Source organism: Marinobacterium sp. xm-m-312, from assembly GCF_013283295.1.
Classification (GTDB): domain Bacteria; phylum Pseudomonadota; class Gammaproteobacteria; order Pseudomonadales; family Balneatricaceae; genus Marinobacterium_E.
This window is the reverse complement of sequence record NZ_WBYS01000003.1, coordinates 205811-226220: the sequence shown is the minus strand read 5'-3', so window position 1 is coordinate 226220 and position 20410 is coordinate 205811. Positions and strand designations below refer to the sequence as shown.

At 50.3% G+C, this 20410-nt stretch carries 19 protein-coding genes; 9 read left to right on the top strand and 10 right to left on the bottom strand.

Going from position 1 to position 20410, the window contains the following annotated elements; translation table 11 throughout:
- Window positions 1-32 precede the first annotated feature (32 nt).
- Complete coding sequence (gene nudE, locus XMM312_RS05340; RefSeq protein WP_173481744.1) at window positions 33-578, top strand: ADP compounds hydrolase NudE; 546 nt, start codon at window positions 33-35, stop codon at window positions 576-578.
- Here nudE and XMM312_RS05335 read toward each other — a convergent pair whose 3' ends face one another.
- Window positions 579-863, bottom strand: a complete 285-nt coding sequence (locus tag XMM312_RS05335; RefSeq protein ID WP_173481743.1) for a hypothetical protein — start codon at window positions 861-863, stop codon at window positions 579-581. It lies immediately after the preceding gene.
- Window positions 864-1077: 214 nt separating this feature from the next.
- Between XMM312_RS05335 and XMM312_RS05330 the strand changes: the two genes are divergently transcribed.
- Window positions 1078-1662, top strand: a complete 585-nt coding sequence (locus tag XMM312_RS05330) for a superoxide dismutase (protein WP_173488792.1) — start codon at window positions 1078-1080, stop codon at window positions 1660-1662.
- Window positions 1663-1710: 48 nt separating this feature from the next.
- On the opposite strand, the gene XMM312_RS05325 is transcribed toward XMM312_RS05330, so the two are convergent.
- Window positions 1711-2319: an arylesterase gene (locus tag XMM312_RS05325; RefSeq protein ID WP_254442853.1), complete on the bottom strand. Its 609-nt coding sequence runs from the start codon at window positions 2317-2319 to the stop codon at window positions 1711-1713.
- Window positions 2320-2413: 94 nt separating this feature from the next.
- Between XMM312_RS05325 and XMM312_RS05320 the strand changes: the two genes are divergently transcribed.
- The 3 genes from XMM312_RS05320 (at window position 2414) to XMM312_RS11605 (ending at window position 5798) form a co-directional block, all read left to right on the top strand.
- On the top strand, window positions 2414-3097 hold the full coding sequence (locus XMM312_RS05320) for an ABC transporter ATP-binding protein (protein ID WP_173488791.1): 684 nt from the start codon (window positions 2414-2416) through the stop codon (window positions 3095-3097).
- A complete protein-coding gene (locus XMM312_RS05315; RefSeq protein ID WP_173488790.1) occupies window positions 3094-5571 on the top strand; it encodes an ABC transporter permease in 2478 nt (825 codons plus the stop codon). The genes XMM312_RS05320 and XMM312_RS05315 overlap by 4 nt, the downstream gene beginning before the upstream one ends.
- A gap of 104 nt (window positions 5572-5675) precedes the next feature.
- Window positions 5676-5798 carry a hypothetical protein gene (locus XMM312_RS11605; protein WP_256368476.1) on the top strand — a complete coding sequence of 41 codons (123 nt, stop codon included), beginning with the start codon at window positions 5676-5678 and terminating at the stop codon, window positions 5796-5798.
- Window positions 5799-5859: 61 nt separating this feature from the next.
- On the opposite strand, the gene rpiA is transcribed toward XMM312_RS11605, so the two are convergent.
- Complete coding sequence (rpiA, locus tag XMM312_RS05310) at window positions 5860-6531, bottom strand: ribose-5-phosphate isomerase RpiA (protein WP_173488789.1); 672 nt, start codon at window positions 6529-6531, stop codon at window positions 5860-5862.
- A gap of 127 nt (window positions 6532-6658) precedes the next feature.
- Here rpiA and ilvA point away from each other — a divergent pair, with 127 nt between their 5' ends.
- Complete coding sequence (ilvA, locus tag XMM312_RS05305; protein WP_173481738.1) at window positions 6659-8173, top strand: threonine ammonia-lyase, biosynthetic; 1515 nt, start codon at window positions 6659-6661, stop codon at window positions 8171-8173.
- A gap of 10 nt (window positions 8174-8183) precedes the next feature.
- Here the strand turns inward: ilvA and XMM312_RS05300 are convergent, their stop codons facing one another.
- The 3 genes from XMM312_RS05300 to XMM312_RS05290 all read right to left on the bottom strand — a co-directional run bounded on the left by XMM312_RS05300 (window position 8184) and on the right by XMM312_RS05290 (window position 12391).
- Window positions 8184-8693 (bottom strand): hypothetical protein, encoded by a 510-nt coding sequence (locus XMM312_RS05300; RefSeq protein ID WP_173481737.1) that lies wholly within the window; start codon window positions 8691-8693, stop codon window positions 8184-8186.
- Window positions 8694-8762: 69 nt separating this feature from the next.
- Window positions 8763-10124, bottom strand: coding sequence for a sigma-54 dependent transcriptional regulator (locus tag XMM312_RS05295; protein ID WP_173488788.1), 1362 nt, complete (start codon window positions 10122-10124; stop codon window positions 8763-8765).
- Window positions 10121-12391: an ATP-binding protein gene (locus tag XMM312_RS05290; protein WP_173488787.1), complete on the bottom strand. Its 2271-nt coding sequence runs from the start codon at window positions 12389-12391 to the stop codon at window positions 10121-10123. The genes XMM312_RS05295 and XMM312_RS05290 overlap by 4 nt, the downstream gene beginning before the upstream one ends.
- 165 nt (window positions 12392-12556) lie before the next feature.
- On the opposite strand from XMM312_RS05290, the gene gshA reads away from it, so the two are divergent.
- Window positions 12557-14122 carry a glutamate--cysteine ligase gene (gshA, locus tag XMM312_RS05285; RefSeq protein ID WP_173481734.1) on the top strand — a complete coding sequence of 522 codons (1566 nt, stop codon included), beginning with the start codon at window positions 12557-12559 and terminating at the stop codon, window positions 14120-14122.
- A 72-nt stretch (window positions 14123-14194) separates the two neighbouring features.
- Window positions 14195-14662, top strand: coding sequence for a sigma D regulator (gene rsd / locus XMM312_RS05280; RefSeq protein WP_173481733.1), 468 nt, complete (start codon window positions 14195-14197; stop codon window positions 14660-14662).
- Window positions 14663-14725: 63 nt separating this feature from the next.
- Here rsd and XMM312_RS05275 read toward each other — a convergent pair whose 3' ends face one another.
- Window positions 14726-15418: an FKBP-type peptidyl-prolyl cis-trans isomerase gene (locus XMM312_RS05275; protein WP_173482565.1), complete on the bottom strand. Its 693-nt coding sequence runs from the start codon at window positions 15416-15418 to the stop codon at window positions 14726-14728.
- A 93-nt stretch (window positions 15419-15511) separates the two neighbouring features.
- Entirely contained in the window at window positions 15512-15979 is a 468-nt protein-coding gene (locus XMM312_RS05270) for a TIGR02444 family protein (protein ID WP_173481731.1), read from the bottom strand.
- Between the two features lie 67 nt (window positions 15980-16046).
- Here XMM312_RS05270 and XMM312_RS05265 point away from each other — a divergent pair, with 67 nt between their 5' ends.
- A complete protein-coding gene (locus XMM312_RS05265; RefSeq protein ID WP_173481730.1) occupies window positions 16047-17954 on the top strand; it encodes an ATP-binding cassette domain-containing protein in 1908 nt (635 codons plus the stop codon).
- A 1-nt stretch (window position 17955) separates the two neighbouring features.
- Here the strand turns inward: XMM312_RS05265 and spoT are convergent, their stop codons facing one another.
- Window positions 17956-20082 (bottom strand): bifunctional GTP diphosphokinase/guanosine-3',5'-bis pyrophosphate 3'-pyrophosphohydrolase, encoded by a 2127-nt coding sequence (gene spoT / locus XMM312_RS05260; protein ID WP_173481729.1) that lies wholly within the window; start codon window positions 20080-20082, stop codon window positions 17956-17958.
- A gap of 63 nt (window positions 20083-20145) precedes the next feature.
- Window positions 20146-20358 carry a DNA-directed RNA polymerase subunit omega gene (gene rpoZ, locus XMM312_RS05255; protein WP_173481728.1) on the bottom strand — a complete coding sequence of 71 codons (213 nt, stop codon included), beginning with the start codon at window positions 20356-20358 and terminating at the stop codon, window positions 20146-20148.
- Window positions 20359-20410 lie beyond the last annotated feature (52 nt).

Sequence of the window (20410 nt, the reverse complement as noted above, 5' to 3'; positions counted from 1 at the left end):
AACACTCTAGGAAACGTTATTTGGATACCAGTATGCCGATCAAACCGGAAATTTTGAAGGTCACTAAGCCAGAGAAGAGTGCGCTGTTTCATGTCGAGCAGGTCGACCTTCGCTTCAGCAATGGTGAGGAGCGTCGATTTGAACGCCTGGCATCCAAGGGCCGAGGCGCCGTCATGGTGCTTGCCATCGATGCCCAACAGAACATCGTTCTGATTCGAGAGTATGCGACCGGCTTTGATGATTATGTCTTAACACTACCCAAAGGGGTGATCGATCCTGGCGAAGATGCACTACAGGCAGCCAATCGTGAGCTTCAAGAGGAGGCGGGTTTTGCTGCCAATCAACTTCAGGTTATCCGGAATATGAGCGCGGTGCCCAACTACATGGGCAACTCACTGACGCTGGTTGTGGCACAAGATCTTTATGAGAGTCGCTTAGAGGGGGATGAGCCAGAGCCTCTGGAAGTTGTGAAATACCCACTGGCGGATATCGAGACACTGGCGATGCAGAGTGATTTTCATGAAGGCCGAGCCATTGCCGCACTGTTTCTGGTCAAGCAATGGCTTGCCGAGCAGTAGTTACTGATCCGCAGACTTACAGGCCAACGTACCAGCTGCAATAACGCGATCCACGCGCTCAGAAAAACCAGCATCAGACCGATCACTACGCAGAATGCGACCGACTTCCAAGTCGTCAAAGCGCTCGTGGACATAATCGGTTAGACAGCTGCAGCGCGCTTCAGAGGCACCTGACACCAGACAACCGTTCATAAACGGTTCGTAGGTTTTGGATCCAAAGTAGTTAACACGAACAATGTAGATGGCGCCCATAACAACGGCGATCCACAACAGAACCTTTGACATGCTTTAAGCCTTGTAAATGATCAAGATGGCCGCATTGTAATCAGAGGTGAACATAATTTCAGCTATCTTTAGTTGCAGATACGAAACAACCGAGTGATCTAAAGACATTACTTTTTGTGCCATTAATAGTCGGGCGAAAGGTGATATGATCGCATCCACTAACTTACCGCCAGGGTTTTTATGCCCTGACTAACTGAAATGATTGGAGCATAAAATGAGCTTTGAACTTCCAGCACTGCCATACGCAAAAGATGCACTAGAACCACACATCTCTGCTGAAACTCTAGAATTCCACCACGGCAAACACCACAACACTTACGTGGTTAAGCTAAACGGCCTAGTACCAGGTACTGAGTTTGAAGGTAAATCTCTAGAAGAGATCATCAAAACGGCACCAGCTGGCGGCGTATTCAACAACGCAGCACAGGTATGGAACCACACCTTCTACTGGAACTGCCTATCACCAAACGGTGGCGGTGAGCCAACAGGCGCTATTGCTGACGCGATCAACGCTCAGTGGGGCTCTTTCGACAAGTTCAAAGAAGAGCTAAACGACAAAGCGGTTAACAACTTCGGTTCTTCATGGACTTGGTTGGTTAAAAACGCTGACGGTTCTCTAGAGATCGTTAACACTAGCAACGCAGGCACGCCAATGACTAACGGTCAGACTGCGATCCTAACTGTTGACCTTTGGGAACACGCTTACTACATCGATTACCGCAACGTACGTCCAGATTACCTAAACGGTTACTGGTCACTTGTGAACTGGGACTTTGCTAACGCAAACCTAGCGACTTAATCAGTAGCCCGTCATTGAAAAGAGAGCTTCGGCTCTCTTTTTTATTGTCTACTGCACGCCTATTTCCGGTCCCACAACGCTCATCACGGTCTTAAGAATGATCGGCTGGGCTACCGCTTTAGGGTGTAAGCCGTCTGACTGCATCAGATCCCAATCGGTCGCCACGCCCTCTAATAAGAAAGGCACGAGTGGCGCATCAAATGCATCAGCTAGCTGAGGGAATAGATTAAAAAAAGCGCGGGTGTATCGTGGACCATAGTTGGGCGGTAGCTGAATACCAATCACAATCAGCTTTGCACCTGACTCTGTAATCTTATTGGCCAATGCTTCAAGATTGGTTTGAATAATATTCAGAGGGGTACCGCGTAAACCGTCATTGGCTCCTAACTCAAGCAGGACCCATTTAGGTTCGTGTAGCTCTAACAGATCGGGAAGTCGCGCCAGCCCCCCGGCTGTGGTTTCACCACTGACACTGGCATTTAATAACGTCAGACCGGAACCTTCCAAACGCTGTTCCATTAACTCTACCCAACCTTCACCCGGGGTTAATCCATAACCGGCCGAGAGGCTATCTCCCAACACCATAATATCCGCTGCCTTAACCGGCAGCGCTAACCCAAAAACGATGAATAAGTGCAGTATAAAATTCTTTAACAAAACGACCTCGAACCTTTAAAAGCGACGTAACAAACCCAAAATTAATAATAGTCGTAAGGGTATTAGAAGACTATTGGATCATTAAGAGGACACCATGACTTGCCGCTCCGTTCTACTTGAAGCAAAACAGCTGGGAAAACAGTTTAAGACCGGAAGCGGAACACTGGATCTGTTCGTCAATCTCAACCTAACCATTAATGCCGGGGAGACGATAGCGATCATCGGTAAATCTGGCGCCGGTAAATCGACGCTACTCAGTCTGCTTGCGGGGTTGGATACGGCCACCTCTGGGACAGTCGAATTTGAAGGTAAGCCTTTAGAGTCACTGTCGGATGCAGAACGAGCAAAACTCAGAGCCGATAAAATTGCCTTTATTTTCCAATCCTTTCACCTACTGCCCGAGCTAACAGCACAGGACAACGTCGCACTACCCCTTGAGATTCGCCAGCAGCAAAACGCGGAGGCAACAGCGTCGGAATGGCTACAAAACGTCGGGCTGGGTGATCGAACTGATCACTATCCTTCACAACTCTCCGGTGGCGAGCAGCAACGCGTGGCGATAGCGCGTGCTTTTGCAGGTAACCCTGCCCTGCTCTTTGCCGATGAGCCTACCGGCAACCTCGATGAAGCGACGGGGCAGCAAATCGTTGAACAGCTCTTCTCATTAAACGAGCAACAGGGCACAACGCTGATATTGATCACTCACGACCTTGAGCTAGCAAAACGCTGTCAGCGTCGAATTCAACTGAGTAATGGGGCTATCGAGGAGCTATCATGAGTTCTGCCATCCCCCGTATTGCAAGGCGTCAGCTGTGGGTCCAACTGCGGACCATTGAGTGGCGAGTATTAATCCTTGCGGCTCTACTCGCTGTGACACTGACCAGCTTTTTATCGATCGTCAGTGATCGTTTAGAGAGTGGCCTCCTCAGAGAGAGTGCCTCAGTGCTAGGGGCCGATCTAGTCGTTCGATCCAGTCGACCCATTAATGAACAACGCACGGACCTAGCTGAAGAGCTGGGGCTAACCACCACCCGAGTGATTCAATTTCCCACCATGGTCGGTGCTGGTGACAACCTCATCCTAAGCTCAGCCAAAGTAATCTCTGATCCCTACCCGCTCAGGGGAGAGGTGATTACTGATCCACCTATGCAAGTAGCGGCACCTGAGCCGGGAACCGCATGGGCTGAAGAGCGCATTATTGATCAACTGGGTCTGTCGATTGGAGATACCCTGCAGTTCGGTTACGCCGATCTAGTGCTTACCGCCAGGTTAAAGCAGTCCCCCGATAGAGGCAGCGGTTTCAACACACTCAACCCACATCTTCTGGTCAATCAGCAAGATCTTGAGAAGAGCGCGGTACTGGGTCCTGGCTCTAGAGCCGAGTTCCGTCTACTGATCAGTGGTGACAATGATCAGCTTAAAACGTACGAGGCACGTCTAAAACCGACGCTGGAGAACCACGAGCGGATACTGTCACTGATCAATGATCAACCGGTCACCGGTAACGCTCTCGCTAACGGTCTCTCCTATGTTCGCTTGAGTTCACTGACGACCCTACTGCTTGCATCACTGACCATTCTGTTGGCACTGCGTCGCTTCGGTCATGCACAGCAGAGTCGCAGCGCGCTCTTCTTAAGTATGGGTCTTACACCCAACGCCTTAGTAAGGCTCTATTTTTGGCAGCTTGGCATAGCCGCAACCCTTATCGCGGTGATTGGTGGTGTCGCTGGCACTCTTCTCGCTGGCCTAGCCGATATCTGGCTATCCGGTCTGCTTCCACAAGCGCTCCCTAACGCGCAGTGGAGTAGTTACTTAATAGGCCCTACGTTGGGGTATGCGATGCTACTTCTACTCGGCATGCCTCCAGCACTGGAGCAGGCCAAGGTGCCCGTTGCACAGTTACTACGAAGCGACCAGACAAACACGACTCAAAAAGCAAGCTGGGGGCTCTACCTCGTCAGTCTGGTACTGCTAAGCGCCGTCTTACTGCTATTTTTGGCGGCGCCTGCCGCTGCTGCGGTATTACTGATCATGCTGGGTATCAGCGGCCTACTGTTCGGGTGGTTGGCCCAACTGATTCTGCACAGCCTCGGGCGTTTTTTAGCTAACCGCCTTTCCCTTGGGCGTTTGCTCATCATGCGTTTGCGCCAGCAACGTAAATGGCACCGATTACAAGCGGGGGTCATGGTTCTGTTGCTGATGCTGTTAAGCGTTATCTGGGTGGCTCGTCAGGACTTAGTCAAAGAGTGGCAAGCGCAGTTCCCTGAGGACGTGCCGAACTACTTCTTAATCAATATCCAAGAGTGGCAAAAGCCAGGGGTCGATCAGTTTTTGGCGGATCGCGACATTGATACCGAACTCTATCCCATGATACGCGGGCGATTAGTGGACCTTAACGATGCACCGATTAGACCTCAGCTCAACGAAGAGCAACTAAAAGATAACTCTCTACGCCGTGAGTTAAACCTGACCTGGCGTCAGCAACCACCGGTGCATAACCAAATCATCCAAGGTGAGTGGTGGGATTCAGACTCTAGCGAGCATCAGATCTCAATCGAGCGGGACATGCTGGAGGATCTAGGGCTTAAACTGGGTGACAAGCTCGGCTTTGACGTCGGTGGCCAACCCGTCAGTGGTGTCATCACCAGTGTGCGTGAAGTGAAGTGGGAATCTTTCCAGCCCAACTTCTACGTCATTTTTTCGCCAGCAGCACTGCAATCTTATCCGGGCACATGGATCACTAGCTTTAAACTGGCCGAGGAGCGCAAAGCACAGGCGAACGAACTGCTTCGCGAATTCCCGTCGTTAACCTTGATCGACATCGATCAACTGATGAAACAGCTCGCTGGCTGGTTAGAACGACTCGCTGAAAGCTCGGCTTTTGTGTTGATCATGACACTGGCGACTGGCCTTATTCTGGTCACTATCACCCTGCTCCAAGCTTTAGAACAGCGTAAAACTGAGGTGGCACTGCTGCAGACATTAGGGGCAAGAGCGACTGAGACCAAACAGCTTGATCTCTTGGAGTTTGGTCTTTTGGGTCTAGTGTGTGGCTCACTCGCTGTGTTCAGTGCAGAGATCACCTTGGCAGCCATGAATCAGTTTTTGTTGAAGATACCGCTCTCTGCTCACTGGGAGCTGTGGTTCACTCTGCCAATACTGGCCAGTTTCGCGTTTATTGCGATAGCCAGTCTGCTGCGTGCTCCACTTAAGATAGAGCAGTGCTATGCCATTCTTAAATCCCATGGGTAAAACTACGGCTAATTCCACTATTGGAGTAGTGTTATTTTTGATCAAAGATGTGTAGAATTCGCTCAAATTTTGATCTAAATCAACAAATTTGAGGGTTTAAAACCATGGCACACGACGAAAACTTCCGTGACAATTCTGGCTGGGGCTGGATCGCAATCAACCTAGTTGCTCTTGCTTGGATCACTATGCCAGTCAGCATCGCATTGACTCAGGTTGTTCAGTGGTAAGCCACTCAACCAACAAAAAAGGAGCCTAATGGCTCCTTTTTTTTGGCTGTACTTTTCCGACTTAGACAGTCAGTGTCTCAACACCCTCTGGCGTTGCCATCAGAACAATATCTGCAGGACGAAGCGCAAACAGACCATTGGTGACAACACCCACCAAGTCGTTCAACTCTCGCTCTAGCCCTTTTGGATTGAGGATCTCCATATCGTGGACATCCAAGATGATGTTGCCATTATCGGTTACAAAGCCCTGGCGGTATTCAGGCTGAACACCCAGCTTCGCTAACTCGCGAGCTACGTAAGAACGAGCCATCGGAATTACCTCTACCGGCAGAGGGAAAGCACCCAATACATCCACCTGTTTAGTCTGGTCGACAATGCAGACAAACTCTTTGGATGCTGCTGCGACAATCTTCTCGCGAGTCAACGCACCACCACCACCTTTGACTAGGTTTAGGTGTGGATCGAACTCATCGGCGCCATCGACGTAGACCTCAATGCCTGAGACTGAGTTCAAATCAACCACTTCAATGCCATGTGCGCGCAGACGCTCGGCAGAAGCTTCCGAGCTCGCCACGGCCGATTCAAATGCACCTTTGTGTGCTGCCAATGCATCAATAAAGCAGTTAGCCGTAGAGCCGGTTCCGATACCAATCACCGAATCCGCTTTTAATTTTGGCAGTACATAATCCAGTGCCGCTTGTGCGACAGCCTGTTTCATTTCGTCTTGAGTCATCAATCCATCTCTAAACAGTCAATTTTTGGGTGTTTTAGCAGCCATTTGCCTGGCTATCTAGACGCAATAGCAGTGAGTCTATACCATTTGCATCCATATTTCTTAAGCAAAACAGCTCTTGATCACTATGCAGCGATACATACGAAAAATTCTTGAAGCGCGTGTTTATGACGTAGCCGTCGAAACCGCACTGGATGACGCACCCGGTTTGTCCGAGCGCACAGGTAACAAAGTCCTACTAAAACGTGAGGATGAACAACCTGTCTACTCGTTCAAAATTCGTGGTGCCTACAACCGTATGGCTCAGCTGACCGATGAAGAGAAGGCGCGCGGTGTTATTACTGCATCCGCCGGCAACCATGCTCAAGGCGTTGCAAATGCGGCTAAGTACCTTGGTATCAAAGCGACCATTGTCATGCCCAAAACCACGCCAGACGTGAAAGTCACCAACGTGCGTCGCTTGGGCGGAAAAGCGGTTCTGCACGGTGATGCCTTTGACGATGCGCGCCAGCATGCTGCAAAACTGGAGCAAGAGAAAGGCTTAACGTACATCCCGCCCTACGATGATCCCGATGTCATTGCAGGACAGGGTACCGTTGCGATGGAGATGTTGCGCCAGCATACTGGCCCCATCGAGGCGATCTTTGTACCGGTCGGCGGTGGCGGCTTGATTGCCGGTGTTGCTGCTTACGTTAAATACCTTCGTCCCGAGACCAAGATCATTGGCGTTGAATCGGATGAGTCCGCGTGTCTTGCACTGGCTATGGAGAAGGGTCGTCGTGCCACACTGCCACAAGTTGGCATCTTTGCGGACGGTGTCGCCGTAGCTCAGATCGGTAAGCACACTTGGGAAATCTGTAAAGATCATGTCGATGAAGTGATCACCGTCAGCGTGGATGAGATCTGTGCGGCCATTAAAGATATCTTTGACGATACCCGTGCGGTGTCAGAACCCGCAGGTGCCCTAGCGGTTGCCGGCCTCAAACGCTATGTCGAGCGCGAGCAGTGCACCGGCAAAAATCTAATCGCCATCAACTCAGGGGCCAACGTAAACTTTGATCGTCTGCGTCATGTTGCTGAGCGTTCAGAGATCGGTGAAAAACGTGAGTTATTAATAGCGGCCAAAATCCCAGAGCGACCAGGTGCCTTTAAGCAGTTCTGTAAAACGCTGGGGAATCGCAACATCACTGAGTTCAACTACCGCTATAGCGACAGCGATGCGGCCGTGGTTTTTGCCGGTGTGCAAATCCGTAAAAACAATGATGGTCGCGAAGAGTTACTGGCCGAACTCAACGACGCATTAGATGAAGTGACAGATCTTACCGATAACGAGGTGGCAAAAAGTCATATTCGCTATATGGTTGGCGGTCACAAGCCTGATGCCTGTGGTGACGAAGCGCTTTTCCGCTTTGAATTTCCAGAGCGTCCAGGCGCGTTGATGAAGTTCCTAAATACTCTGGGTGGGCGTTGGAATATCTCAATGTTCCACTACCGCAACCACGGCGCTGCCTATGGACGCGTTTTAGTGGGTATGGAAGTGCCTAAGAAAGAGCGTTCTGAAGTGCGTAAGTATTTAGACGAGTTGGGCTACACCTGGTTTGAAGAGACCACCAACCCAGCCTACCAGCTCTTCCTAGGTTAACCGAAAAACATCAGTGGTGTTCTGGGGTCTCGGGTGAGACGTCGAACACCTCTTTAGTTAGCGCTTTCATTCCGTATACCAGCAACGAAATAGTTCCCCAGGTCAGACCCAGTACGACACCAGCATCGACAATGCCGCGCCAAGGTTGCGGGATAGAGTGCACCACAATGATCAACACAATGATAAATGTGGTCAGTGAATAGCTGACGATTTTGCGCTTCTTAGTGGTATGGAAGAACCCCATGCAAAAGAGCGGTGCGAGTACCAAACGCGCAGGCGTCACATGGTGACGAAGGTATCGCGCTCGAGCAGCGGCACGAGGTGAAAAGTTTTGCTGGAAGCCGCGATATCCCTCGGCAAAGCCCATAAAGACCAACGAGAAAGCCAGTGCCACCCAATGGCCAAAACTCAATTCAGCAAACGGAAGTTCCAAAGCCATAGGTGCTAAGCGATAGATTGCACTGCTCAACAGAGCAACAACGCCAACAATACCCCAAACAGCTGCAATTGAACCCAACATAGAGAGTCGCCTTATATTCAAACAAGCGGGCAAGTATAACGAATAGTCTGGTCCTGACAACCGGGTGCGTTATTTGTAGTCCGCTTTATCAAGACCGTACTTACGCATTTTGTCAGAGAGGGTTTTTCTGGGTAGACCTAAGGCCGCCAGCGTCTCTTTGATTGAGCCAGCATGACGCGCCAATTCGGTTTGAATCAACGTTTTCTCAAAGTACTCAACGCGATCAGGCAAGCTCATTACGGTGTTCTGATTACTCTCCAACTCGCCCGCTTCCCCGCAATTGAGCTCACCGAGTAGCACAAAACGCTCCGCCACATTGCGCAGTTCGCGCACGTTACCTGGCCAATCATAGGCGACAAGTTGCTGAATCTGCTCCGGTGTTAGCGGTTCGACTTCACGGCCAAACTGACCTGAGGCGACCAGAGCAAAGTGTTTAAACAGCAGTGGAATATCCTCACGCCGTTCCCGTAAGGCGGGTAGATCGACTCGAACGACATTGAGTCGATAGTAGAGATCCTCTCGGAAATCGCCCTGGTCGGCAGCCTCACGCAGGTCCACTTTAGAGGCGGCGATGACTCTTAAGTCCAGTGAAATAGGGTCGTTCGAACCTAAACGCTCAATGACACGCTCCTCCAACACACGCAGCAGTTTAATCTGCAAAGAGATCGACATGCTTTCGATCTCGTCTAAGAACAGTGTTCCACCTTGAGCATGCTCTAACTTACCAATTCGACGATTTTTGGCGTCGGTAAAGGCGCCCGCCTCATGGCCAAAGAGTTCACTCTCAATTAGGTTTTCAGGAACCGCCCCACAGTTAATGGCGACAAAGTTGGCCCCGCGACGGCTGCTGTTTTCATGGATATAGCGAGCTAGCAGATCTTTACCCGCTCCGGTCTCACCGTGAATCAAAATATCCGCAGGGGTATCAGCAACCGCTCGAACAATATTACGCAGCTGTTGAATGCGCGGACTGGCGCCAATTAAACGAGGGCCTGCCGCGTTGTGAGTGGCTAGTTCCTCTTTAAGCGCTCGGTTTTCGAGAGTTAACGAGCGCTTTTCGATCGCACGACGTACGACATCAATCAGCAGCTCAGAGGCAAAGGGTTTTTCAATGAAATCGTAGGCGCCATCACGGATCGCCGTTACCGCCATAGAGATGTCGCCATGACCGGTAATAATGATGACCGGAATATCAGAATCGATGGCTTTGATCTTAGCCTGTAGCTCTAAACCGGTCATACCCGGCATGTTGATATCGGTGACGACAATCCCCGACCAACCTGAACTGATGATACCCAACGCCTTTTCAGCACGATCACAGGTCACCACAGAGTAACCTTCAAGCTCCAGCGTTTGCCCAGCCGAATCCAAGATGTAGGCGTCATCATCTACCAGTAATACTTGAATCTCGTCAGCTCTAGACTCTGTCACTCGGACTCCTTAGTTGCTTGTGCACTGGGTGGTTGAGCCCTATTTAGAAGAATACGAAACTCGGCGCCACCCTCGGGTAAGTTGTGGGCGCTAAGCATACCACCAAGCGACTCGACAATCCGCTGCGAAATAGAGAGACCAAGCCCCAAACCAAGCCCATGCTCTTTTGTGGTAAAAAATGGTGTAAAGATCTGCTCTAACGCCTCATCACTTAAACCGGGTCCGGTATCGCATACAGAGATGGCGATCTGCTCCCCGAGAAACTCTGTACGAACCTGAATCTGCTTATCTTCACTCTGCTCCATCGCTTGAGCAGCGTTGTTGATCAGATTCACCATCACCTGCTCCATACGCAGAAGATCCGCTTTCAACCAAATTTGATCCGAGTTATCGGGCCAGGTGATCTCAACATTTTGACGCTCTAACTGCCCGTAAAGGATAGACATAGCCCCATCGCGCAGATCACGCAGCGACACACTACTCTGTTGCGGATCTTGCTTACGCGAGAACTCTTTCAGGGGGTGCAGTATGTTGGCCATTCGCTGCGTCAGATTGGCAATCTGCTGCAGATTGCTCGTGACTCGTTCTGCATTATTCAGTGTCTGAAACTTCAAGGCGTTATCGGCGTAATTGCGAATTGCCGTCAGTGGTTGATTCAACTCGTGGTTTATACCGGCTGACATCTGACCAATGGTCGCCAACTTAGCCGCCTGTACCAACTCGTTCTGAGTTAACTGGTGATTTTCGATCTCGGACAATAGCTTTTTGTTGGCGGCCTGAAGGTCCTGAGTACGCTCTGCAACACGACGTTCAAGCTCATTTTGTGCACGCTGTAAGGCCTGTAAATGCTCGCGACGTTCGGTGATATCAACCAAGGTGACAATCAGGTGATAACGGCCACTCTGCTCCATGTTACTGAGGGTCAGTTCAACCGGGATAACGCTACCATTAGCGTTGAGGCAATCCACCTCCAGCTTCAGATGCTGTTCACGGGTTGCGACCTCTAACTCAATATAGCGCTTCAGTAGTAACTGATCCTGCGGCGACAGTAGCTCATGAAACGGCTTGCCGATGATCTGATCCAAGCGATACCCCAGCAGTCTCTCCAGCACCGGATTAAAGTACTCAATCTTACCTTCTGTATCGATCAGAGAGAGGCCAACCTGAGTATTATTAATCACGCCTTCAATGCGCGCTTCCTGCTCTTTTCGAACTCGGCTTTCACGCTCAGTATAGCGCTGACGCTCAATGCGAATGCGGCGTCGCTGAAAGGCCACAAGACTGGCCAGAACGATCAACACACCCAGTATCGTGGTAATCAACTGCACCACCAATACGCGATCTTCAACCGTTTGCAGATTGGCGAGATGGCGAACGGTCAGACCAGTGTTAGAGATCTGGTCCGCCAACAGCAGATACTGTCGTGTGTCGAGCTCGGCCGATGCTGCAGGGTTGTCACTCTCATTGTGCAGCACAGTAATGATCTCAAACTGCTCATCCTCCACACTGCGTTTAGCAATATTCAAAGAATTAAGCGGCTGATCACCGTATCGAAGACTTTCGGCTATCCGCTTCATCTGCTCATCTGACAGCGGGCTGAGTGTCTTAAACATCCAATCTGGCTCGGTACTGATAACGATAACGCCATCCTCATCTGACACCATCACTTCGGTGGCCGGGTTGTTCCAGCGCTCTTCGATCTGATCCAAGTCGATCTTAACGACGACAACCCCAATGATTTCACCATTGCGGTGCATCGGGTGACTGAAGTAGTAGCCCCGTTTATTCGTCGTACTGCCCAAAGCAAAATAGCGCCCCGACTGCCCTTTCATGGCATCGGTGAAATAGGGCCTAAATGAGAAGTTCCGCCCAATAAAACTGGTCTCTTTAAACCAGTTGCTGGAGGCTCTGGTGTAGCCCGCACTGTCCATCACATAGATATCCAATGCATTGACCAGATCAACGGCTCGTTGCAGATAGAGATTCGCCTGCCCAACACGCTCCTCTTCGGCGCCAGTGACCGCATCAGCCAGTAATTCATGATCGGCTAACAGTTCGGGCAAGCTACGAAAACGATCCAGTCTCTGCTCCACTGACACTCGGTAACGATCAAGCTCACTGGAGGCCTGCTGATGCAGCTCCTCTAATGCCTGTTGACGGGTAAACAGGGTCAAGTAGATCAAAGAGACGACAAACAGCGTAAGCACACCTAGAATCACTTCGGGTCGGAAAGGTAAGAACTGTTTGGGCGTATAACGCTCGGGCATCGACTATCCTGTATAGGCGTTTTAAATAAACAGATATCGATTTTTCCACCTTGCAGGGCATCCCACAACCCCGATGTTGAATATGAAATTAAATCGTCTGCAATCCTCGTGGTTTCTGAAGGCTCTCTGATATACTTCGCCAACCAAGAGTAAGGAAGCTTCAAGGTGTTACAAGCAGTTAAAGAGAATCTGGATCGCCTCGTTGCAAGCGGTCATCAACATCTGTTGCGTGAGCTAGGTCACGGCATCGAGAAAGAGGCACTTCGAATCGACAGTGCCGGTCATATTGCCAAGACAGACCACCCCGCCGCGCTGGGTTCTACGCTGACCCATGGACAGATCACGACCGACTACTCTGAAGCTCTGATGGAGTTCATTACCGGAGTCAGCACCGATGTGCGCGACTCACTCAAAGAGCTGACCGAACTGCATCAATTCACCTACTCTTTACTAGGTCATGAATCGCTCTGGTGTGCCAGCATGCCCTGTGCGATCAAATCGGTAGATGACATACGCATTGCCGAATACGGCAGCTCCAACATTGGACAACTGAAGTACATCTATCGTGTGGGCCTTGAGCATCGTTACGGAAAGATGATGCAGACCATCGCAGGCATTCACTACAACTTCTCGATTTCGGAAGCCTTCTGGCCAGCGTGGAAACAGGTGTGCGACTCGGAACTTAGCGACCAAGATTTCGCCTCCGATCGTTACTTTGCACTGATTCGTAACTTCCGTCGTTACAGCTGGTTGCTGCTCTACCTGTTCGGTGCATCACCGGCTGTCAGCAAAGATTTCTTGCACTCTGTAGAGCACCACCTAGAGCCTCTCGACGATGATACCTATTACCTCCCCTACGCAACGTCACTGCGTATGAGTGATCTGGGCTATTCAAACAGAGCCCAAGAGGGGCTGAACGTCTGCTTCAACCATCTTGATACCTACTCAGACTCTCTTCAGGCTGCGATACACCAACCGCACCAACCCTATGAAGCGATTGGTATTAAAGTCGATGGCCAGTATCGCCAGCTCAACTCCAATGTGTTGCAGATTGAGAATGAGTACTACAGTGACATTCGTCCGAAACGCGTTGCCTTCAGCGGTGAAAAACCTGTCCACGCACTGATGGAACGAGGGGTTCAGTACATCGAAGTACGTAACACCGATATCAACCCACTGCTGCCGATTGGTATCGATCTGCAGCAGAGCCTCTTTATGGACGCCTTCCTGTTAACCTGTTTATTTGCAGGTGAGCAACTACTTACTAGCACTGAATGCGCTATGGTAGCTCACAACAAAGACAAGATTGTCTCTGAAGGGCGTCGCCCAGGTCTGATGCTTGAGACTCTTGAGGGCGAAGTGTCACGTGAGCAGTTTGCTCGCGACATCCTCGATCAGGTGACTCTGGTCGCTGAATTACTCGATCAGATCCACGGCGGAAATGCCTATCAACAAGCGGTTCAGAAACAGTATGAACTGGTAGCTGATCCGCAGCTGACTCCTTCAGCTAAAATTATTAGCGAGCTGAAATCGAGCTCACTCACCTTCCAACAGTGGACGCTCAAAATGGGACAGGTGCACCGCGAGACCCTGTCACGCGAACCGCTTGATCCAGCTGTTAAACATCGACTAACTGAAGAGGCTGAACAGTCACTGGCCAAACAGCGCGATGCTGAATCACAAGATGAAGCACCCTTTGATGAATTCCTTCAGCACTACCTAGCCTCCTAAGTGGAACTTAGTTATCACTTGCCAGCACTCTATCGATCGGCATAGACTGAAATCTCAGTTGGAGGTTTTGTTATGTTAGAGAACTGCAAAGATGCTCGTGAACGCTGGGGCGGTGTCAGCACCATTATTGACCATTGGCTGGATGAACGTGCCGCGTTAATTCGAATTCTAATGGAAATTCCCCATACTCAAGTGGGCGAAGAGTTGGATGCGCGACTGGGTGAATTTTGCCAACTCTTGGTAGACTACCTCTCATCAGGACACTTTGAAGTTTACCAACAGCTGGTAGCAGAGGGAGAAGCCTTCAGCGATTCACAACTAGCAGAGGCTCAAGCACTCCTTCCCAAGATTCAGATTTCAACCGATCTTGCGCTCGATTTTAACGACCGTTTCTCTGATCTGCCTGCAGCGACCGTTGAAGATATCCGCTACTTCAGCGAACAGGTCTCTAAACTGGGCGAAGCCTTGGCTGATCGATTTGAGTTAGAGGATCAGATGATCGCCATGCTGCATGAGACACATCGCGAAGCCGTTAGCTAAATTTGCGGGACACTGAAACAAAAAAGGCTGCCCAAATGGCAGCCTCTTTTATATATGAGCAATTTACTCAGCCGGATTGATCGCAAGCAGTTCAACTTCGAACACTAGCGTCGCGTTTGGTCCGATCATACCGCCAGCACCGCCAGGGCCGTAAGCCAGATCAGATGGGATCACTAGACGTCCTTTACCACCCTCTTTAATCATCTGCAGACCTTCAGTCCACCCTTTGATAACGCCAGACAGCGGGAAGGTCACTGGTTCGCCACGACCGTAAGAGCTATCGAACTCTTGGCCATTGATCAGCATACCTTTGTAGTGCACTTTGACGTTATCTTCTGCTGTTGGTGTAGGGCCTGCGCCCTCTTCCAAAATCTCTACCTGAAGACCCGTATCAGTAGTGACAACACCTTCACGCTTAGCATTCTCTGCCATGAAGTCTTGGCCATTTTTCAGGTTAGCATCCGCTAGTGCTTGCTCTTTCGCCTGTTCAGCTTCTAGCTTTTTCGCTTGGAATGCCATCATCACATCAGACAGCTCCTGCATGGTCATCAACGGCTTGTTGCCTTCGAACATGTCCTTAACACCCTGACTCAGTAGATCGTAGTCAAGAGAGTCGAAATCAGCCATTAGACGCTCACCAAGTACCAAGCCCATGCCGTAACTCAACTTTTGATCATCGGTCGTAAGTTCAGTCGCCTGAGAAGGTGTCGCTAGCATTGCAGAAGATAGAGCAAGCGCTAATACCGCTTTTTTCATTGGAAAATCCTTATTCGTGTTATCAATGAGACCAGTGTCTCTGAATGAGATGAAAGAAACATTAAAACCTATACACCGCAGGATTAAAACCCATTAGGTTTGCGGTTTCAGGCGTTGAAGAACGGCATCCTTATCCTGATCAATATCACTGACGCCGGCTGAGACTCTGTCCAAATTAGATTGCGCTGTTATCAGGTTCATCGCTTTAGGCTTGGGCGCAAGCCACTGATGAAGCATCGCTATCTCGACGCGCTCCATGTTCAGCTCCACCCCTTTTAAATGCTGATACAGGGCTTCAAGTTCGGGGTAGTCATTAAGCTGAGGTTTTAACGACATACGCTGCGACCGAATCGGCAAAATTTTTTGATGCCACGCCTCAATAGCGTCGGGAACCGAATCAGGCCATTCGATCTGCTCAGAAGCCGACCAGAGCGCGGCCAACATTAAATTGACTCGCCCACCTTTCGACTGAATCGATAGCATCGGCTTAGCGACTGACGGGTAGATCTCTAGGGCGAAAGACCACAAAGGGTTGTCGAGTTTTAATCCTGAAGGAACCACGATATCTCCAAATATAAGGAATCTAACAGAGAGGATTACGGCCCTTGCTGTGATAGACTTGCCGCCCATGATACGACTTGAACAGCTCAGTTTACAACGTGGCGCCCAGCGCCTAATTGACCACGCCGACCTAAACATCCATTTTGGTTGGAAGGTCGCCCTTATTGGTGCCAATGGCGTCGGTAAATCGAGTCTATTTAAGCTGATTCTAGGTGAGCTATCACAGGACACCGGGGAGCTACACAAACCCGCTCCTGGCAAGATTGCGCATATGGCCCAAGAGGTCTCCAGCAGTGATCGTTGCGCGTTGGATTATGTACTCGATGGTGACAAGGAGCTGCGCCAGCTGCAGAGCAAACTGGCCATTGCCGAGCAGGAACATAGCCCAGAGTTAGGTGAGCTTTACGCACAACTGGATGCCATTGATGGCTACCGTGCCGAATCCCGCGCCCACACTCTACTCAATGGTTTAGGCTTTGCACCTAATGACGCTAGCAAACCCGTTCAGAGTTTTTCGGGTGGTTGGCGCATTCGTCTTAACCTTGCTCAGGCATTGATGTGCCGATCTGAACTGCTACTACTGGATGAACCGACCAACCACTTAGATTTGGATGCCACCATCTGGCTAGAGCAGTGGTTGAATCAATACCCAGGCACCCTGATTCTGATTTCGCACGACCGCGCCTTTGTCGATGCAACCGCTAACCAAGTCGTACACCTCTATCAGCAACAGCTCACCCTGTATAAAGGCAACTACTCCGCTTTTGAACGCATGCGCGCTGAACGACTCGCGCAACAACAAGCCGCTTACGACAAGCAGCAGGCACAAATAGCACACATCGAAAGCTTTGTGCGTCGATTTAAAGCCAAGGCGAGCAAAGCCAAACAGGCGCAGAGCCGCATTAAAGAGCTAGAGCGCATGGAGATGATCTCCGCGGCACACATCGATTCACCGTTTAGTTTTCGATTCGACTGTTCCGACAAACTCTCATCGCCCCTGCTGAATCTCTACAACACGGAACTGGGTTACAGCGAACAGAGTAAAATTCTTAACGGTGTATCACTTAGTCTTGTACCCGGTCAGCGAATTGGCCTACTGGGTAGAAACGGCGCTGGTAAATCGACCCTAGTCAAAAGCTTGGTCGGAGATCTACCTCTAATCAGTGGCGAGCGCTCCTGTGGTGAGCATCTAAAGATTGGCTACTTCGCACAGCATCAGCTCGAAGCACTGGATATGAACGCCTCGGTTCTGTTGCATCTGCAGCGTATTGCTCCTAAGGCAACCGAAGCTCAACTGCGTTCGTTTGCCGGTTCTTTTGGTTTCAGTGGCGATGATGCACTGGATCCGATTGGACGTTTCTCTGGCGGTGAAAAGGCTCGCCTTGCATTAGCATTGATCGCTTGGCACAAACCCAATCTGCTGCTGCTCGATGAGCCCACCAACCACCTGGATCTGGAAGTTCGTCACGCACTGACTCTAGCCCTTCAGGACTTTGAAGGCTCGATTATCTTGGTGTCCCACGATCGCCATCTACTGGCGAACACCGTCGATCAGTTTCTTCTGGTCGCCGAGGGCAAAGTGACCGAGTTTGACGGTGACCTCGATGATTACCACAAATGGCTAGCGACCCAACGGCAAGAGGACTCTTCACCGGTCATCGCATCGGAAGGCCGCTCACAAAGCGCCGCCGATCGGAAAGAGCAGAAACGCATCGAGGCTGAAAAACGCTCTAAATTACGCCCTTTGCGAAAAGCGCTTGAGAAGCTTGATGCGAAAATGGAGAAGCTCAATCAATCGTTGGAAGCCCTAGAGTCACAGCTTGCCGACACGGATCTGTATACGGATCAACGCAAAGATGAGTTAAAGGCCCTACTAAGCCAGCAGGCCGAAGCTAAAAGCGAATTAGAGGGTGTTGAGCTGGAGTGGTTTGAAACTCAAGAGCAGCTCGAAGAGCTTGAACAAGAGCACGCCTAGGCTAAATTCGACTCACTCGGGTCACTTGCTTAATAGCACGCAGCTTTTTCATAACCCGCGCCAGATGAACACGGTTGGTCACTGTCAGTTCAATGGTAACGGCATTCATCTGACCATCTTTCTCGCCTGACAGTAGCTGATTGACGTTCCCGCCTACTGAAGAGACCGCCATCGCCAGCTGTGCGATGATGCCTCGTTGTGATTCAACCTGAACTTCTAAAACGGTGGTGTACTCATCCTCACCTGTTTCGCCCCACTCGATGTAGATGTTGCGATTGGTGGTCTCGTCACGCTTACCGTTGAGGTTGCGACAGTCAGAGCGGTGCACCACCAAGCCACGTCCTGCCGAGATATTACCGACAATATTGTCGCCAGGAATGGGGTAACAACAGCGAGCAAAGTGCATGACCATGCCTTCTGCACCCCGAATCGAGATCGGTTTACCGTCTGTACCAATAAGTGATTCTGGTTCGTCAGATTCACCATCCGTCGGTTGTAGACGCTGAGCGATGACGTAAGCCATTCGATTACCCAATCCGATATCTTCTAACAGATCATCGAGAGTCTCGAAGTTCAAATCTTGTAACAGCTTGTCCAGCTTATTCTGATCAAGCTGTTGATCACTGATCTCATATTGAGCCAAGTACTGGTTCAACAGGCGACGACCCAACTCGATCGACTCATGCTGTTTTTGGTTCTTCAAGAAGTGGCGAATCGCTGTCCTTGCTTTACCGGTCACAACAAAGTTGAGCCAAGCCATATTGGGTTGGGCACGTGGGGTTGTGATGATCTCAACGGTCTGACCGGTTTTCAGCGGCTCTGACAGCGGCGATAGATGTCGATCAACACGACAGGAGATACAGGAGTTACCCACGTCGGTATGAACCGCATAAGCAAAGTCGACCGGGGTTGCCCCTTTCGGTAGCTCAAGAATGCGTCCCTTCGGAGTGAAGACATAGACCTCATCTGGGAACAGCTCTTTCTTAACGCTGTCGATGAACTCCATCGAGTCACCGGCAGCCTGCTGCATTTCAAGCAGGCCTTGTAGCCATTTGCGCGCACGGTTGTAAGAGCCTTCGGCACTGCTGCCATCGCCACTCTGTTTGTAGTGGCTGTGTTCGGCAATACCCTGCGCAGCGACGGCATCCATCTCATGGGTTCTGATCTGTACCTCAATAGTAATATCGCGTGCACCAAACAGATCGGTATGCAGCGATTGGTAGCCATTTGCTTTTGGGATAGCAATGTAATCTTTGAAGCGCCCCGGTACGGGTTTAAACAGGTTATGTACTGCGCCTAAAATTCGGTAACAGTTATCAACAGATGTCGTAACAATACGAAAAGCGAACACATCCATGATGCTGGCAAAACTGCGATTTTCGCTCTTCATTTTGCGATAGATTGAGTAGAGGTGTTTCTCACGGCCGGTCACTTCACCGACTAACTCCTCCTGTTTCAAGCGGCGATTAATGGCCTCCTGAATCTCAGAGATAATATCTTTACGCTGCCCCCGCGCTTGCACCACCGCACGGCGAATGTACTTAGCACGCATCGGGTGGAAAGATTTAAACGCTAAATCCTCTAGCTCTACCTGAACATCACGCATACCCAAACGGGCAGCAATCGGCGCGTAGATATCCAGAGTCTCTTTAGCGATACGACGCTGTTTATCTGGGCGCATAGCACCCAACGTACGCATATTGTGAAGACGATCCGCTAGCTTAACGATGATGACGCGAATATCTTCTGCCATCGCTAAGACCATCTTCTGGAAGTTTTCTGCCTGCGCTTCCGCTTTGCTCTCGAACTCAAGATGCGTCAGTTTAGATACACCATCAACAACTCGTGCAACGGTTTCACCAAACTGGCCAGAGATACCGTCAAAATCGATCTCAGTATCTTCGATGACATCGTGCAACATGGCTGCTATTAGACAGTCGCGATCCATGTGCATCTCAGCAAGAACACTGGCAACGGCTAGGGGATGGGTAACGTAGGGCTCACCACTTTTACGACGCTGACCATCATGGGCCTGTTCCGCGTAAAAATAAGCACGCCTTACCTTTCGGATCTCATCGGAGTCCAAATATTCGGTAAGGCGTTCAGATAGAGCGTCTATAGTTGGCATCAGTTATCGCTTAACAAACAATATGATAAGGATGATGCCCCACTTTGAAGAGAGTTGGAAGAGTTAGTCTAGAACTGGCTCGTCAAGGACAGCGCGAGTTGTATGACCTTCAGCGATTTCACGAAGAGCAACAACCGTTGGTTTGTCATTTTCCCATTCAACTTTAGGATCTTGACCACCCGTAGCGATCTGACGCGCACGTTTAGACGCAACCATTACAAGTTCAAAACGGTTATCAAGATTGTCTAGGCAATCTTCTACAGTAACACGTGCCATGAGTAACCTCTTTAAAGAGTAGTAACAAATTCGAACCGGCGATTGTACAGAG

Bases quoted from the DNA above. Each gene is read 5' to 3' on its own strand.
- nudE (WP_173481744.1), top strand. From the start codon at position 33: ATGCCGATCAAACCGGAAATTTTGAAGGTCACTAAGCCAGAGAAGAGT.
- XMM312_RS05335 (WP_173481743.1), bottom strand. From the start codon at position 863: ATGTCAAAGGTTCTGTTGTGGATCGCCGTTGTTATGGGCGCCATCTAC.
- XMM312_RS05330 (WP_173488792.1), top strand. From the start codon at position 1,078: ATGAGCTTTGAACTTCCAGCACTGCCATACGCAAAAGATGCACTAGAA.
- XMM312_RS05320 (WP_173488791.1), top strand. From the start codon at position 2,414: ATGACTTGCCGCTCCGTTCTACTTGAAGCAAAACAGCTGGGAAAACAG.
- XMM312_RS05315 (WP_173488790.1), top strand. From the start codon at position 3,094: ATGAGTTCTGCCATCCCCCGTATTGCAAGGCGTCAGCTGTGGGTCCAA.
- XMM312_RS11605 (WP_256368476.1), top strand. From the start codon at position 5,676: ATGGCACACGACGAAAACTTCCGTGACAATTCTGGCTGGGGCTGGATC.
- rpiA (WP_173488789.1), bottom strand. From the start codon at position 6,531: ATGACTCAAGACGAAATGAAACAGGCTGTCGCACAAGCGGCACTGGAT.
- ilvA (WP_173481738.1), top strand. From the start codon at position 6,659: ATGCAGCGATACATACGAAAAATTCTTGAAGCGCGTGTTTATGACGTA.
- XMM312_RS05300 (WP_173481737.1), bottom strand. From the start codon at position 8,693: ATGTTGGGTTCAATTGCAGCTGTTTGGGGTATTGTTGGCGTTGTTGCT.
- XMM312_RS05290 (WP_173488787.1), bottom strand. From the start codon at position 12,391: ATGCCCGAGCGTTATACGCCCAAACAGTTCTTACCTTTCCGACCCGAA.
- rsd (WP_173481733.1), top strand. From the start codon at position 14,195: ATGTTAGAGAACTGCAAAGATGCTCGTGAACGCTGGGGCGGTGTCAGC.
- XMM312_RS05275 (WP_173482565.1), bottom strand. From the start codon at position 15,418: ATGAAAAAAGCGGTATTAGCGCTTGCTCTATCTTCTGCAATGCTAGCG.
- XMM312_RS05265 (WP_173481730.1), top strand. From the start codon at position 16,047: ATGATACGACTTGAACAGCTCAGTTTACAACGTGGCGCCCAGCGCCTA.
- spoT (WP_173481729.1), bottom strand. From the start codon at position 20,082: ATGCCAACTATAGACGCTCTATCTGAACGCCTTACCGAATATTTGGAC.
- rpoZ (WP_173481728.1), bottom strand. From the start codon at position 20,358: ATGGCACGTGTTACTGTAGAAGATTGCCTAGACAATCTTGATAACCGT.